Below are 14,073 nucleotides of genomic sequence, written 5' to 3'. Positions count from 1 at the left end.
TCGTTAAGCCTATGAATCACACTGCGGAGTAGGCGAGAGGACCTTCAGGTTCGGCGCTTGCCGCCGATGCCGGTTCTACTTTTTTATCTACTTGGGAAATATTGGTGACGCGCAAGGCGGCCTTTTCCATGTTATCCTTGATTCGTTCCGCCCAGCTCGACAGGAGCGTACCCACGAACAGGGTAGGAATAGCCACCGCCAAGCCGACTTCGGTGGTGATCAAGGCAATGGAAATACCACTGGACAGGAGTTTAGGATCGCCGGTCCCAAATTCGGTGATAATATCAAAGGTGGAAATCATGCCGGTCACTGTTCCCAATAGCCCCAGGAGCGGCGAAATGGCAGCAATGATCAAAATCACCGATCCGAAGCGATTAAGGTGGGCTGATTCATGCAAAATAGCCTCGGAGATGATGTCCTCCAAATGAGGCCGGTCCCGATCCAAATTACGAATAGTTGCCGCCATTACTCGGGCAATAGCCCCCCGAGTCTGCTGGCAAAGTTCTTGGGCCTGCTGATGCTTTCCCTGTTGGATAAGATCATTGACTTGCTGAGTCAAGCGACGGGTATTGGCGCTTGCTCCGCTTAAGAACAGTACCCGCAGAAGTATCAGCAATAACGCCACTCCTCCCAGTCCCATGATCACCCAAGCAACCGGCCCCCCTTCATTGATGGTCACTAAGAGGGTTTTTTCAGCTTTCTCCTCAATGGCTTGATCCTGGGATTCGAATAAAAAGATTTTCAGAGTCGGCGGTTGTTGCCCTGCTGCCAATGTCTTGGCCACTTCCGGAGCTGGCTGCGACCACATCTTGAACTGTTCACCGCCGGCAGGCACAAGAATACCGGCGCCCTGAGGGCTTACCCCGTAAGCAGCAATATTACCGAAACGAATCACTGTTCCTTCGGCTTCCGTGCCATCGCCAAGAAAAAATTTATCCTGAGTCCGTTGGACCTGTCCCACTTGGCGCAACAGTCTCAGACCTTGCCCGAACAAAAATGCAAGTTTTTTCTCTGGAGCGGCCTGCTCAAACTGGGCCTGAGATTGAAGCTTGAAACCATAACTTTCCAAAGTGGCGTTTGCTTGCTTAAAGGTCATTTGCAACAATTCGTTGCGCTCCCGGGCGGCCTCGCTACGCCGTTCCACCTGCTCGATACTTCGATTCAGGCGGTCGGCCTCGGCGGTTAAAGAGACATTCTTCTGCTCTAGGGAGCGGATATTTCCTTCCAATTGCCGCTCGCTAGCTTGACTCTTTTGACGAAAATTATCGATGCGCTGTTCGAGTTCCCGCTTTTGAGATTGGAGGAAAGCAAATTCTCGCTTATAGGCTGCTTCTAAGGTTTCTAACTCAGTAGGTTTTTGAGCAGGTAATGACGATTGCTCAGGGGAGTTTTCCTCCGGCTGTCCGGCAACTCTAGGGATAGAAGAATTGTCCTCGGACTGGACCACAGCACTGTTAGCGATGACCCATAGCATCATCAGGCAGATAAAAAAAGACCGAATACTCATCATGACTCGAGGGGGTTAGGCAATTCAAAATATCCTTGCCGGATTTGCTTCTTGAGGGAATCGAAAAGCTGAACAATATGTTTGCGGTCTTGTTCTGTGTCCATTACCACGAAACGCCAATGATCTTTGTCCTGTTGCGCCATTCCCACCCGGCTATCCTCGGTCTGGAAAAAGAGCAACATCATGCCGATTTTAGCCACCTCAGCGAGGTTGTTTTCACCGTCCAGTTGAATGGTTTGGCGGTAGATTCCATTTTCTTTACTCAGCCGGACTTCATCTTCAATAAATGCCCAAATGCGGTTAGCAGATTTTTTCGGGTCTAAAACACCGGTCTTCAATTGAGTATGCAATTGTTCTAGTTCCCTCAGACGACCCTCGACTTTAAACGGGAGTCCAGTCCGTACATAATCTTGCAGATAATCAACTGCCTTAAGCATGACTGGTAAAAGTTCCGTCTCCCCTGATTGTCTATGACTTAGCTGCTGCCTGTGTTCTTCAAAAGTTTGATGCAATTGCTCCACTGATAAAGACAAACGCCGGTTTTCAGTGCTCAACTCAGCCAACTGAGAGGACAAAACCTCCATGCGGTTCTTATGTTTTTCTTTTTCTAGATCAAGCTGACTCTGCAGCTCTTCAACTTCGCTGCGCATGCGGATAAGCTCCTCTGCCAAATTGTCTAGGCTATCCGCCTGGACACCACTCCAAAGCAGGAAGCATCCGACTAAAAATGCGACTCTAGGCAATGCTGCAGCAATAGAAGAAAAAGGAATCATTAAATATCCAGCGTTGTTGACACCTGAATTGAAAGAAGCGACATGGTAAAAAACAAAGATGACAAAATTATGAATGATTGATGACATTTTGTTTGCATTTTGCTTAAGTACTTTAGCGAAAGTTTTGAAGTATTTCTGGAGCAAGCCGGTGGCGTGGAGCCAGGGGACAGGGAAATCCCCATAAACCCTTTTTAAGGAATGTTAAGAAATGGTTAATTATGGAGTACAGAGGGGATTAATAAAGAAAAGTGAGGAGAGAAAATAATTGGCGAAGGGGTAAGTTTGATTGCCTGCGCAGACAGAGCTAGGGCATTAAAGATAGGGCAGGGTAATAGAACAGAAAGGATGAAATTAATTTCAGGGTTTTAGAAACAAATCAATCTTTTTCATCTGGCGCTGGCGATCGCGCCATGCAAATCTGGTCTCGGCCTTTGTGTTTGGCATTATAAAGGGCTTGGTCAGCCAGGCGGTAAAGATCATCCCATTCTTTCATCCCTTCTAAACTTGCCGCCAGACCTATACTAATACTTAAGTCCCCATCGAAACCCGGCACGGTCCAGCGATGGCTTTTTACAGCACGGCGTAATCGCTCGGCCACCTGCAACGCTTCGGCAGCCGTGGTATTGGCGCAGATGACGAAAAACTCTTCGCCACCTAAGCGGCAGACCACATCACTGCTACGGGCTGAATGGCGGAGCACATTGGCAATCTCTCGCAATACGCCATCGCCGATATCATGACCATAATGGTCATTGATCTGTTTAAAGAAATCCAAATCTACGACCAAGCAGGATAAGGAGGTTCCATTACGCTGATATTCAGCCCATGCCTGCTCCATCCGCTCCATTGCATAACGGCGATTAGGCAGCGCAGTCAACGAATCAGTCATCGCCATCTGTTCCAGACGCCGGTTAGCGACAGCGAGTTCAGCTAGGTAACGGCGGGTGGCCTCCCGCTCCCGCTCCACTTCTTGCCGAAGTCGAATAAGGCGCTGCCCACCCCAAAGGCGGGCTTGTAAAAGTCTAGGACTCAAAGGCTTTGCAAGATGATCATCAGCCCCTGCCTCGAAAGCCTGGATGGCGTCATCTCCATTCTCCGAACAGGTCAACACGATAATATAAACTTGTTGGCCAAACTTGGTTTGCCGCAAGCTCTGGCAAAACTCCAAGCAATCCATCCCCGGTATGCGCCGTTCACAAATGACCACTTGGGGTTGCTTGCTCAAAGCCAGGGAAAGTCCTTCACTCGCCTCACCGGCGCTAGTCACTGAATGCCCCATGCCCTCAAGCCAGCCGGAAAGCCGCTTAAGGTTCAATTCATCATCGCTAACCAGTAAAATCCTAAGAGGGAGAAACTCAACCTCCCGGAGGGAGGTTTGCAGCCTCATCTTCGCTTGAAGCCCCTCTTTGAGCTCGGCTAGAGAGGGAACTTCCTGGGTAGGCACATCCAATAACCGCCCCCACTCGGTCCACTCTTGGGTCACCTTTTCGAGCAATTGACCTACAAGCACCTTGTCTAATTCTAAGCTGGGGGCAAGCTCCTCCAAATGGGCCAAGCAATGGGGCTGATCAACGGTTTGGGCAACACAAAGCCAAGCCATCCGGCCGGCAAGATGGAGTTGCCTGGCAAGCCGCTGTACCCGCGAATTGTCCTCCAAATCCTCTAGCCCAAGTTGATAACTCGCGGCGACCCCATCCACATGGATAACAGGCAAGCCCCAATCTTCCAAAAGCGCTCTGGTCAATTCCCTATGATCAGTGGCAAATTTCTCTTGTTCACAAACGATTAGGGCTTGCTCATCTTCATGGGGAATTGACAACAGGACGGCCGTATAGCCATCCGGATAGATGCTTGCCAGAGCCAGCTTGCCCACACGCGCGAGTAAACCACAGGTAAAGGCCTCTTCTGGGGCCACAGCACGGTCCAAATTCGCAAGTGCTTGGGCAGCAAGAGCAGTGGCCAAGGAATGGGACCAAAATTTTAGATAATCAAACCCTTCACAGCGGCCATGGCCGCAATTGGAGAGCACGGAGATCCCGAGGGCAAAATGCCGAATGGCTTGCATCCCCAGCAGTCTTATGCCATCTTCGATGGCAATCACAGGGCGGCGGACTCCCAGATAGGCAGAGTTGGCTAGCTTAAGCAACCTTCCCGAAAGGGCCGGATCGGTCTGAATGGCCTTTGCCAGATCTTGTATGGAGGTATCTTCGCGCTGGGTGAGGCGCATAATCTCTAGGGCAACCCCAGAAGGAGAGGGCAGATCCCCCATAGCTTTGAGTTCGTCAAATCGAGTGGCAACCGTCATTCTGTGGATCCCTAATAGCTGAACAAGCGCAACGGGTGGCTATCCGCTTCGACTACCTATCAAAGCCCACCCATTTCTTTAAATCATCTTTGTGGAACTTATACTTGTATCGGTTGCAACTTCTATTTTTTCAGATCCTGGAGCCAAACTGTGACCAGTTAATACTTTTTCCTAGCCCGAGGGTGGGTTTGATCATAAACTTTAGCGAGATGCTGAAAATCTAAATGCGTATAAACTTGTGTCGTACTGATATCGGCATGACCCAGCAATTCCTGTATGGCTCGTAAATCACCACTGGATTCCAGTAAATGGGACGCAAAAGCATGCCGCAAGCGATGGGGATGGATAGCCACATCGAGTCCCTGCCGCAACCCCCAAATACGCAGCCGTTTCTGTACCGCACGGGGCGACAGACGGCGGCCTCGCCGAGACACAAAGACGGCGTCTTGGTTTTGACGGGTCCATGCCGCCCGCACTGGAAGCCAAGCCAAGAGAGCTGCTTTCGCCTGCCGGCCGAGGGGGACTTCCCGGGTTTTGGCACCCTTACCCACGACCCGCACTAAGGAGGCCTCTAGATCTAATTCCCTCAAGTTCAGCCCCACCAACTCAGCCAATCGGAGCCCGGAGGAGTAGAACAACTCCAGCATGGCCTGATCGCGAAGCAGCAGCTCTGTGCTAGGTTTCCCGTTCAATAATTGGGCAACTTGATCCACATCGAGGGTACGGGGCAATTGGCGCTTCCCTCTCGGTGCAGAAACGCCTTGTGCCGGGTGATTATTCATAACGCCTTCCCGCTGCAGATAGGCGGAAAAACTGCGGAGGGCCGATAATAGACGCTGGATACTACGCCCAGAAAGCCCCTTTTGGTGATGGGTAGCCACCAGTGCCCGGACTTTTTGGGCATCTAACTCTCCCCATCCCCGGATTCCATGACGATCACAAAAAGCAACCACCTTTGCAAGATCACGGCGGTAACTGACGATAGTTTGCCCTGAGAGACCCCGCTCATACTGGAGATGGGTGAGAAAGCGCTGAATCCAAGTCTGCTGTTCCTCTTCCATGGTCTGCTATGTCCAATGACGATGCAAAGCCCGCTCCACAATAGCCCCCAAATAATCCAGAAACATCGTGCCTAGATCGGCACGAAACCGGTTCGGCTCCTGACTGCCTATAGCAAGCAAGCCTCTACGCTGCTCCTCACCGAGGGGAATCAGAACACAAGACACCGCCTGCTCCACAGCGTCCCCAAACAGGTATGCGCCCTGCTCTGCAGTGAGCCGGCCACAAATGGGCCGAGAGCTTTTCAAAATACTGCTAAACACTTCCAGTTCAGGTGCATTTCGAGAAACTAACACTACTTCAGGATGATCCGAAAAAGGAGACGGCGAGGATGGGTCATCAAAAAACAGCCGTAATGCAATAACATCGACTTCGAAATCAGTCCGCAAAGAGGAAAACAAAGCTTCTAGCATGGCCTGGGGAGTCGCCGCCGACAGCACTGTCAGAGCGAATTGGTGAACTTTCTTGCTTAAATTATCATTCGCCGTAGCGTTTTCAATCAAATCCCGTAATTGCCACTTTAACTCCCGGTTCTGCTCTCGCAACAGTGCTAATTGTCGCTCCACTAGGCTAATGGCATCACCGCTGGGGTGGGGAATGGTCAGTTCACTCAAAAGATCCGAATGGTGAATAAAAAAATCCTTATGGGTACGTAGGTATTCCACTACCGCTTGTTCACGCCCTCGCTCTTCCTCTAGCTGAGTTTTGGGCGCCTCTTTTGCTCTAGCTCTCTTTTTCATAGCTCGATAGTCCCCTCGAACACGGTTTCTGCCGGCCCTGTCATCCAAACAGATTGACCCTCACCCGCCCAGTGAATACCTAAACGCCCACCGGGCAGGTCCACATAAACTTGCCCACTCAGCCAGCCCCGCCGTCGGCCTATCACCATTGCCGCACAGGCCCCAGTTCCACAAGCGGGGGTTTCTCCTGCACCTCGCTCATAGACCCGCAGACGGATATGGCCAGGGGAGATGACTTGGACAAAACCCACATTAACCCGCTGGGGAAAGCGGGGGTGCCTTTCCAGTATAGGTCCCCAGTAGGCTATAGGGGCAGTATCAATCTCTGGCACGCGCAGCACGCAGTGGGGATTGCCCATGGATACGGCTCCAATTTCTACGCGCTGTTTATCGAATTCCAACAGGTAATAGTCTGCCTCATGGTCTGCTTTAAACGGGATCTCATCGGGGGCAAAACGGGGCACCCCCATATCCACGGTGACCTGCTTATCAGTCTCTAGGTGCAAATGAATAACGCCACCAGCGGTCTGGACTTGCAACCTTTCTTTACCGGTAAGGCCTTGTTCCCGAACGAAGCGGGCAAAGCAGCGGGCACCGTTACCACACTGTTCCACTTCTCCCCCATCAGCGTTAAAAATCCGATAACCAAAATCAACCTCCGGAGAGGGAGGCGGCGCTACCAACAGCACTTGGTCACAGCCTATGCCTAGGCGGCGATCGGCAATCCGACGTACCTGGGAAGCAGTTAAAGATAATGGCTGGGAAATGGTGTCAATCACCACAAAATCATTGCCCAGACCCTGCATCTTGGTAAAGGCAATTCGCATTTTATGCTTATTTATCAAAAACTAACTAATTGCACTCCCTAAGAAGGGGCCAACAAACCTGAAATAGTCAAGTGTCTATCGCTCGCCACCTCCACCTGCAACGAATCAAGCCCCGCTTGAACCAGTTGTCCTTGGACTTCCTCCGGCTCAAAGGCCGCCAGCAATGAATTGAAAAAATCTCGCTGCAGGATCTCCGGCTCGCCGACCCCATAGTGTTCCACCAAAGCCTTGACCTCATGGCGGGTGGCCGGACGGCGGAGATCCATAATAAAAACCGGCGCGCCCCGGGCGCCGTAGCGCTTGAGGCAATCCCATAAAACGGCCGGTTCAAGCAGATGATGGAGCAGACTATTACTGATGAGTACATCGTATTTCCCCCGGGGCAATCGGACCTCTGGCAACCGCCCGTGTATGAACTGGACCCGCTCCCCCAACCCCGCTTGGCTAAGCGCTCGTTGTCCATGCTGCAACATGGCGGCAGCGCCGTCTACGCCATGGACAGTACAGGAAGGCCAGGCCTGTGCGACCCGCAAGGTAATATCTCCTGGACCGCAGCCCAAATCGAGCACATGGCCTTTAATGGTGCCAGGGGGAAAAGCCGCCTGCAGCAGTTCTATAAAATGGCTGTTGGGCTCGGAAAAATCAGCCTCAGCATAGGCCTGAGCTTGGGCCTCATCTTCCATTAATTCAGGCTCGGGGATACGTTTCACGGCTAGGACATCACGACTACTTGTTTTATGCTCTTTAACAGGGAAATGATAAATAACACACTATTCAGGTAAGATCGATTCACCGGCATAGAGAGATTCCACGGTTTCCCGCTTCCGTACCAAATAGGCCTCACTGCCGTCCACCATCACCTCAGCTGCCCGTGGCCGAGAATTATAATTGGAGCTCATGGTAAAGCCGTAGGCCCCGGCGGCCCGTGCCACCAGCAACGTCCCAACCCCGAGGGCAAGATGACGCTGTTTACCGAGAAAGTCGCCGGTCTCACATACCGGCCCCACCACATCAAAGAAGTGCGACTGGCCATCGGTGCCAATCGTCACCGGGATAATTTCTTGCCAAGCATCGTAGAGCGCCGGGCGGAGCAGATCATTCATCGCCGCATCCACAATGGCAAAATTCTTCTGGGGAGTATGTTTGAGATACTCAACCCGGGTTAACAACACCCCTCCATTGCCGACAATGGCCCGACCAGGCTCGATCCAAACCTCCAAATTTCTTCCCGCCAATTTTTCTCGCAAAGCAGAGGCATATTGCTGCGGACTAGGCGGTGTTTCATCCCGATAGGTAATTCCCAACCCCCCCCCAAGATCAATATGACGGACCTCAACCCCCCGCTCAGCTAACTGGTCGACTAACGCTAAAACCCGTTCCAGAGCAGCCAAGAAGGGAGATAAAGAAGTGAGCTGAGAACCAATGTGACAATCCACACCGAGGATATCAATATAAGGCAAGGTAACAGCATGGGCATAGACTTCTAGAGCCTGGTCAATTTCTATGCCAAATTTATTTTCACGCAGCCCCGTTGCAATGTAAGGATGGGTACGCGCATCCACATCGGGATTTACCCGCAGGGACACCGGCGCTCGCCGCCCTAACTTCCCGGCAATGTGGTTTAAATGCGCTAATTCGGCTTCAGATTCCACGTTAAAGCAGGCAATACCGGCGGTAAGGGCCCGGTGCATCTCGTCAGCCCGCTTGCCCACCCCAGAGAAGACTACTTGCCCAGGATCGCCTCCTGCGGCGAGCACCCGTTCGAGTTCCCCCACCGAAACGATATCAAATCCCGATCCCAAACGGGCTAGGATATTCAAAACGGCTAGATTAGAGTTAGCCTTCACCGCGTAGCATACCCGGTGGGGATACTCCTGGAAAGCTTGGTCGAATGCCTGCCATTGATGCTCAATCATGGATCGAGAATAAACGTAACAAGGCGTACCAAAGCGGCTTGCAATCTCCGGCAAAGGAACCTCTTCCGCCCATAAAGTATTATCGTGGTAGTGAAAATGGTCCATAGATCAGATTGCCTTTTGCATCATCCCTTTCTCTTTTGGTATATAAAGCGGCCCCTTTTGGCCACAACCTGTCACCAACACCCCTAAAAACAATAGCGCAGTAAGACCTAGCGCCCCCTTCCTGCGTCGCAGCCCCATGCTTGCCTCCTTAAGAAAGTAAAGTGCCCATTGTAGCGGTTTTTTAGTCATGATTTTCGCCACTTCTTGCTCTTTGATCTCTACCAACGACCTCAAGAATTAGCCAAAACTCGCGATATCTTTAAATGTCGCATGGGGAATCCGCTCCCAGAGACCTTCCATTATTGAGATTGTCGCCACGGAATATCCCCCCTACTGGAGGTACATTAGAATATATGGCAACCCCTGGAGCACAGATCATAATGAACGGTCTGGCCCGCCGTTTAGTGGAAGATGGGCTACTTAGCGAAGCGGATGCCCTGCAGGCTCATGAGCAGTCCCGCAAGGCCAGTATTCCTTTTGTCACTTACTTAGTCCAGCAAAAACTACTCAAAAGCCTGGATATTAGCCAAGCGGCCTCACAGGAATTTGGCATTCCTCTCTTCGATCTCGATGCGTTGGATTTGGACTGCCTTCCCAAAGGCCTGGTGGAAGAAAAACTAATCCGCCAGCATCAAGCATTACCCATTTTCAAGCGCGGGAATCGCCTGTTCGTTGCCGTGGCCGATCCCACCAACCTCCAGGCATTAGACGAAATTAAATTCCACGCGGGGATTAATACCGAAGCTATCCTCGTTGAAGAAGATAAGCTAGCACAAACTATTGATCGGGCCATGGAGGCCCAAGACACTTCCCTTGCCGATCTGAATGATACCGCATTAGATGATCTCGACATTTCCGGGGGCGAAGAGGAGACCCCGCAAAATTCTATCGAATCTGACGTCGATGATACACCTGTAGTACGCTTTATTAATAAGGCCCTATTGGATGCCATTCATCAGGGGGCCTCGGATATCCATTTTGAGCCCTATGAGAAAATCTATCGGATTAGATACCGCCAAGATGGGGTGCTGCGGGAAGTCGTTTGCCCTCCCGTAAGCCTAGCAAGCCGGCTAGCAGCTCGCCTTAAGGTGATGGCCCGCTTGGATATTTCCGAACGGCGCGTGCCCCAAGATGGGCGCATGAAAATGAATATCTCCAAAAACCGAGCAATTGACTTTCGTGTCAATACCTGTCCTACTTTATTTGGTGAGAAAATCGTCCTTCGTATCCTGGACCCCTCCAGCGCCCAATTGGGAATCGACGCCCTCGGTTATGAAGAAAAACAAAAACAAATCTTTCTAGAAACTATCCACCGGCCTTACGGGATGGTGCTGGTTACTGGCCCCACTGGCAGCGGTAAAACCGTCTCTCTTTATACCGCGCTGAATATTCTTAATACCGCGGACCGTAATATCTCCACCGCCGAGGATCCGGCCGAAATCAACCTGCCCGGCATTAATCAGGTTAACGTATACCCGAAGGTAGGGTTGACCTTTGCTGGAGCCCTAAGAGCCTTTTTACGTCAAGATCCTGATGTCATCATGGTAGGTGAGATTCGGGATCTCGAAACGGCTGAAATTGCCATCAAAGCGGCCCAAACCGGTCATATGGTGCTTTCCACCCTCCACACCAATGACGCACCCCAGACCCTGACTCGGTTATTAAACATGGGGGTGGCTTCCTACAACATTGCCTCGGCAGTCTCTCTGATTATTGCCCAGCGCTTGGCACGGCGCCTTTGTTCCCGATGTAAAGCTCCCGAGAAGATCCCTCAGGAAGCCTTATTAGAAGAAGGTTTCACCCAAGCCCAGCTCGACGCCTCACCCACTATTTATAAAGCAGTAGGCTGCCAGCGCTGCTCAGGAGGCTATAAGGGCCGAGTGGGCATCTATCAAGTCATGCCGGTATCCGAGGAGATGGGGCGCATCATTATGGCAGGGGGCAACTCCATGGAGCTCTCGGAGCAAGCTAAAAAGGAAGGAGTGGTCGATCTACGCCAGTCTGGGCTCAAAAAAGTTATTGATGGGATTACCAGTTTAGAGGAAATCAACCGCGTGACGAAGGAGTAATCTGATGGCGCAAGCAGCCACGAAGCAGCAGATTTTTGTCTGGGAAGGCGCCAACCGGCAGGGGCAGCGGGTTAAAGGCGAGGTGAACGGCAAAAACACTAGCATGGTGAAAGCCGATCTACGGCGACAAGGCATTGTACCCTTAAAGGTCCGGAAAAAACCCACGCCTTTGTTTAGCCGAGGCAAGAAAAAAATCACCCCTAAGGAAATCGCTATTTTTAGCCGCCAACTGGCAACGATGATGTCCGCGGGCGTACCATTGGTTCAGGCCTTTGAAATCATAGGTCGCGGCCATGAAAACGCCTCCATGCAAGCGCTGGTCCTAAATATCAAGGGGGAAGTGGAGGGTGGCGGCACGCTGGCTGAAGCCCTCAAGAAACACCCAAGGCAGTTTGACGACCTTTTTTGTAACCTGGTCAATGCCGGGGAGCAGTCCGGTACCCTTGAGACATTGCTGGATAAAATCGCCACTTACAAAGAAAAGACAGAGGCCATAAAGGGAAAGATAAAAAAAGCGCTATTCTATCCTACCGCCGTAGTGGTGGTGGCTTTTATCATTACCGCTATTTTGCTTATCTTCGTTATCCCCCAATTTCAAACCTTGTTCCAGAATTTCGGCGCCGATCTCCCCGCCCTCACCTTATTAGTACTCCAGCTTTCCGCCCTCTTTCAAGAGTGGTGGTGGGCTATTTTTGGAGGCATGGGGGTCGCCATTTATAGCCTTATCGAAGCCAGGCGGCGCTCACGCAAGATCAACCATCTCTTCGATAAACTACTACTCAAGCTGCCGGTGATTGGCGATATCCTGAACAAGGCAACTATCGCCCGCTATGCCCGTACCCTCTCGACCATGTTTGCCGCCGGCGTTCCCTTGGTTGAAGCAATGGCCTCTGTGGCTGGCGCTGCTGGCAACTCCGTCTATGCTCAGGCCATCCTCCGCATGCGTGATGAGGTCTCCACCGGGACTCAGTTACAAGCGGCTATGCGCAGCAGCCAATTATTTCCTAATATGGTGGTGCAGATGGTAGCTATTGGTGAAGAAGCAGGCTCAATCGATCAGATGCTAGCCAAAGTAGCCGATTTCTATGAGGAGGAAGTCGATAATGCCGTTGATGCCCTAAGTAGCTTGCTAGAGCCTCTTATCATGGCGATACTAGGGGTTTTGGTGGGCGGCCTTGTCATCGCCATGTACTTACCCATCTTCAAGATGGGCTCGGTCGTTTAACTGGATTTGATAGGGGTTCATGGAAGTTATTGCCTTTTTTGAGAATCATCTGATTGCCTTTGTGGCTTCAGCCTTTGTACTAGGCTTAGTGGTAGGCAGTTTCCTTAATGTGGTGATTTACCGCCTTCCCCTCATGATGGAAAGACAGTGGAAGAGCCAGTGTGCGGAACTGCATGGTAAGTCCCTACCGGAGCAGGAACCATTCAACCTGTTCGTCCCCCGCTCTCGCTGTCCAGCGTGTCGCCACAAAATACAAGCTTGGGAGAACATTCCCTTATTCAGTTATCTCCTGTTACTGGGACGCTGCAATCACTGCGGCGCTTCTATTTCCCCCCGCTATCCCCTGGTAGAGCTTTTAACCGGCGTGCTTTCTGCTGCCGTAGCTTGGCACTTTGGCACCAGCTGGGAAACCATTGCCGCTTTGCTCTTGAGTTATGCCCTTATTACGCTTACCTTTATTGATTTTGATCACCAACTGCTGCCCGACAGTATTACCCTTCCTTTTCTTTGGTTTGGATTAGGACTAAGTTTATTTGAGGTATTTACGGATGTCCGAACCAGCCTTATTGGCGCCATGGCAGGCTATCTTTCCCTATGGCTGGTTTACCATCTGTTTCGGCTGCTTACCAAAAAAGAGGGAATGGGATATGGCGACTTCAAACTTTTAGCACTCCTTGGTGCCTGGTTGGGCTGGACGATGCTCCCTGCTATCATTCTACTTTCCTCACTGGTAGGCGCCCTACTGGGTACCATATGGCTCTCTCTTTCCAGCCAACACCGAGAAACCCCCCTCCCCTTTGGCCCTTATCTTGCAGCTGCGGGTTGGTTAGCCTTGATGTGGGGACAGGATATCAACCATTTTTATCTCTCCTTCACCGGACTCGGCTAAGCTGCAGCTTTCCCTAAACTACGGAGCCGTAAACATAGGTTGCTGAAAATGCCTATTTACAAGGTTGGACTCACCGGCGGTATTGGTAGCGGTAAATCTACAGCAGCTCAGATTTTTGCCGAATTAGGCGTCCCTGTCATTGATACCGATACCATCGCCCGAGAATTAGTCGAACCTGGCCAGCCGGCCCTTGCTGAGATTATTACCACTTTTGGCGAAGAAATATTAAACGCTCAAGGAATGCTCGATCGGGCTCGCTTACGCCGTCTCGTATTTGCCAATGAAACATTAAAAGCCCGCCTAGAAGCAATATTGCATCCCCGAATACTCCAAGAAATGCATCACCGGGCTACTCAGTTGACAACGCCTTACTGCATTCTCATCATTCCCTTGCTAATAGAAACTGCTCAGGAAGGCTCTATTGACCGAATTCTGGTAATTGATGTCCCTGAGGCCATCCAACGCCATCGGGTTAAAGCCCGGGACCAGCTTTCAGATGAGGAAATTGATGCCATTCTTCGGACCCAATGCCCCCGCGCGGTTCGACTCGCCGCCGCTGATGATATCATCGTCAATGATACCGATTTGGCCACCCTGCATCGCCAAATTGAGCGTTGCCACCAAAAATATCTCTCCTTGGCTTCCTAGCACTTCCTAG

General features: G+C 51.3%; 13 protein-coding genes. 4 read left to right on the top strand and 9 right to left on the bottom strand.

The window, feature by feature from the left end; genetic code table 11:
* Nucleotides 1-16: 16 nt before the first annotated feature.
* The 9 genes from E3U44_RS04865 to lptM all read right to left on the bottom strand — a co-directional run bounded on the left by E3U44_RS04865 (nucleotide 17) and on the right by lptM (nucleotide 9,421).
* Nucleotides 17-1,510: a MotA/TolQ/ExbB proton channel family protein gene (locus E3U44_RS04865; RefSeq protein ID WP_134356926.1), complete on the bottom strand. Its 1,494-nt coding sequence runs from the start codon at nucleotides 1,508-1,510 to the stop codon at nucleotides 17-19.
* Nucleotides 1,507-2,424 carry a DUF3450 domain-containing protein gene (locus E3U44_RS04860; RefSeq protein ID WP_240761731.1) on the bottom strand — a complete coding sequence of 306 codons (918 nt, stop codon included), beginning with the start codon at nucleotides 2,422-2,424 and terminating at the stop codon, nucleotides 1,507-1,509. Before E3U44_RS04860 ends, E3U44_RS04865 begins: the two co-directional genes overlap by 4 nt.
* A 232-nt stretch (nucleotides 2,425-2,656) precedes the next feature.
* Nucleotides 2,657-4,585, bottom strand: a complete 1,929-nt coding sequence (locus E3U44_RS04855; protein WP_134356925.1) for a diguanylate cyclase — start codon at nucleotides 4,583-4,585, stop codon at nucleotides 2,657-2,659.
* Between the two features lie 158 nt (nucleotides 4,586-4,743).
* Nucleotides 4,744-5,646, bottom strand: a complete 903-nt coding sequence (gene xerC, locus E3U44_RS04850; protein WP_134356924.1) for a tyrosine recombinase XerC — start codon at nucleotides 5,644-5,646, stop codon at nucleotides 4,744-4,746.
* Nucleotides 5,647-5,652: 6 nt separating this feature from the next.
* Nucleotides 5,653-6,384 carry a DUF484 family protein gene (locus E3U44_RS04845; RefSeq protein WP_134356923.1) on the bottom strand — a complete coding sequence of 244 codons (732 nt, stop codon included), beginning with the start codon at nucleotides 6,382-6,384 and terminating at the stop codon, nucleotides 5,653-5,655.
* Nucleotides 6,381-7,211, bottom strand: a complete 831-nt coding sequence (gene dapF / locus E3U44_RS04840) for a diaminopimelate epimerase (RefSeq protein WP_134356922.1) — start codon at nucleotides 7,209-7,211, stop codon at nucleotides 6,381-6,383. Before dapF ends, E3U44_RS04845 begins: the two co-directional genes overlap by 4 nt.
* A gap of 38 nt (nucleotides 7,212-7,249) precedes the next feature.
* On the bottom strand, nucleotides 7,250-7,921 hold the full coding sequence (locus E3U44_RS04835; protein ID WP_134356921.1) for a class I SAM-dependent methyltransferase: 672 nt from the start codon (nucleotides 7,919-7,921) through the stop codon (nucleotides 7,250-7,252).
* A 60-nt stretch (nucleotides 7,922-7,981) separates the two neighbouring features.
* Nucleotides 7,982-9,232, bottom strand: a complete 1,251-nt coding sequence (lysA, locus tag E3U44_RS04830) for a diaminopimelate decarboxylase (RefSeq protein WP_134356920.1) — start codon at nucleotides 9,230-9,232, stop codon at nucleotides 7,982-7,984.
* Between the two features lie 3 nt (nucleotides 9,233-9,235).
* A complete protein-coding gene (gene lptM, locus E3U44_RS04825) occupies nucleotides 9,236-9,421 on the bottom strand; it encodes an LPS translocon maturation chaperone LptM (RefSeq protein ID WP_206054891.1) in 186 nt (61 codons plus the stop codon).
* A 164-nt stretch (nucleotides 9,422-9,585) separates the two neighbouring features.
* Between lptM and pilB the strand changes: the two genes are divergently transcribed.
* From pilB to coaE, 4 genes are read left to right on the top strand one after another with little or no spacing between them, the layout of a single operon-like run.
* Nucleotides 9,586-11,301 (top strand): type IV-A pilus assembly ATPase PilB, encoded by a 1,716-nt coding sequence (gene pilB, locus E3U44_RS04820; protein ID WP_206054890.1) that lies wholly within the window; start codon nucleotides 9,586-9,588, stop codon nucleotides 11,299-11,301.
* Nucleotides 11,302-11,305: 4 nt separating this feature from the next.
* On the top strand, nucleotides 11,306-12,526 hold the full coding sequence (locus E3U44_RS04815; RefSeq protein ID WP_134356919.1) for a type II secretion system F family protein: 1,221 nt from the start codon (nucleotides 11,306-11,308) through the stop codon (nucleotides 12,524-12,526).
* 19 nt (nucleotides 12,527-12,545) lie between these two features.
* Nucleotides 12,546-13,415, top strand: coding sequence for a prepilin peptidase (locus E3U44_RS04810; protein WP_134356918.1), 870 nt, complete (start codon nucleotides 12,546-12,548; stop codon nucleotides 13,413-13,415).
* A gap of 48 nt (nucleotides 13,416-13,463) precedes the next feature.
* Nucleotides 13,464-14,063, top strand: a complete 600-nt coding sequence (coaE, locus tag E3U44_RS04805; RefSeq protein ID WP_134356917.1) for a dephospho-CoA kinase — start codon at nucleotides 13,464-13,466, stop codon at nucleotides 14,061-14,063.
* The last annotated feature ends 10 nt before the right edge of the window (nucleotides 14,064-14,073 follow it).

Source organism: Nitrosococcus wardiae (genome assembly GCF_004421105.1).
In the GTDB taxonomy this organism is placed as follows: domain Bacteria; phylum Pseudomonadota; class Gammaproteobacteria; order Nitrosococcales; family Nitrosococcaceae; genus Nitrosococcus; species Nitrosococcus wardiae.
Note: the sequence above shows the minus strand (reverse complement) of the source record. Positions and strands in the feature narration are given on the sequence as shown.

Excerpts from the sequence above, each read along its gene's own strand:
- E3U44_RS04810 (WP_134356918.1), top strand. The coding sequence starts at position 12,546 with ATGGAAGTTATTGCCTTTTTTGAGAATCATCTGATTGCCTTTGTGGCT.
- E3U44_RS04815 (WP_134356919.1), top strand. The coding sequence starts at position 11,306 with ATGGCGCAAGCAGCCACGAAGCAGCAGATTTTTGTCTGGGAAGGCGCC.
- xerC (WP_134356924.1), bottom strand. The coding sequence starts at position 5,646 with ATGGAAGAGGAACAGCAGACTTGGATTCAGCGCTTTCTCACCCATCTC.
- coaE (WP_134356917.1), top strand. The coding sequence starts at position 13,464 with ATGCCTATTTACAAGGTTGGACTCACCGGCGGTATTGGTAGCGGTAAA.
- E3U44_RS04865 (WP_134356926.1), bottom strand. The coding sequence starts at position 1,510 with ATGATGAGTATTCGGTCTTTTTTTATCTGCCTGATGATGCTATGGGTC.
- pilB (WP_206054890.1), top strand. The coding sequence starts at position 9,586 with ATGGCAACCCCTGGAGCACAGATCATAATGAACGGTCTGGCCCGCCGT.
- dapF (WP_134356922.1), bottom strand. The coding sequence starts at position 7,211 with ATGCGAATTGCCTTTACCAAGATGCAGGGTCTGGGCAATGATTTTGTG.
- lysA (WP_134356920.1), bottom strand. The coding sequence starts at position 9,232 with ATGGACCATTTTCACTACCACGATAATACTTTATGGGCGGAAGAGGTT.
- E3U44_RS04845 (WP_134356923.1), bottom strand. The coding sequence starts at position 6,384 with ATGAAAAAGAGAGCTAGAGCAAAAGAGGCGCCCAAAACTCAGCTAGAG.
- E3U44_RS04855 (WP_134356925.1), bottom strand. The coding sequence starts at position 4,585 with ATGACGGTTGCCACTCGATTTGACGAACTCAAAGCTATGGGGGATCTG.
- lptM (WP_206054891.1), bottom strand. The coding sequence starts at position 9,421 with ATGACTAAAAAACCGCTACAATGGGCACTTTACTTTCTTAAGGAGGCA.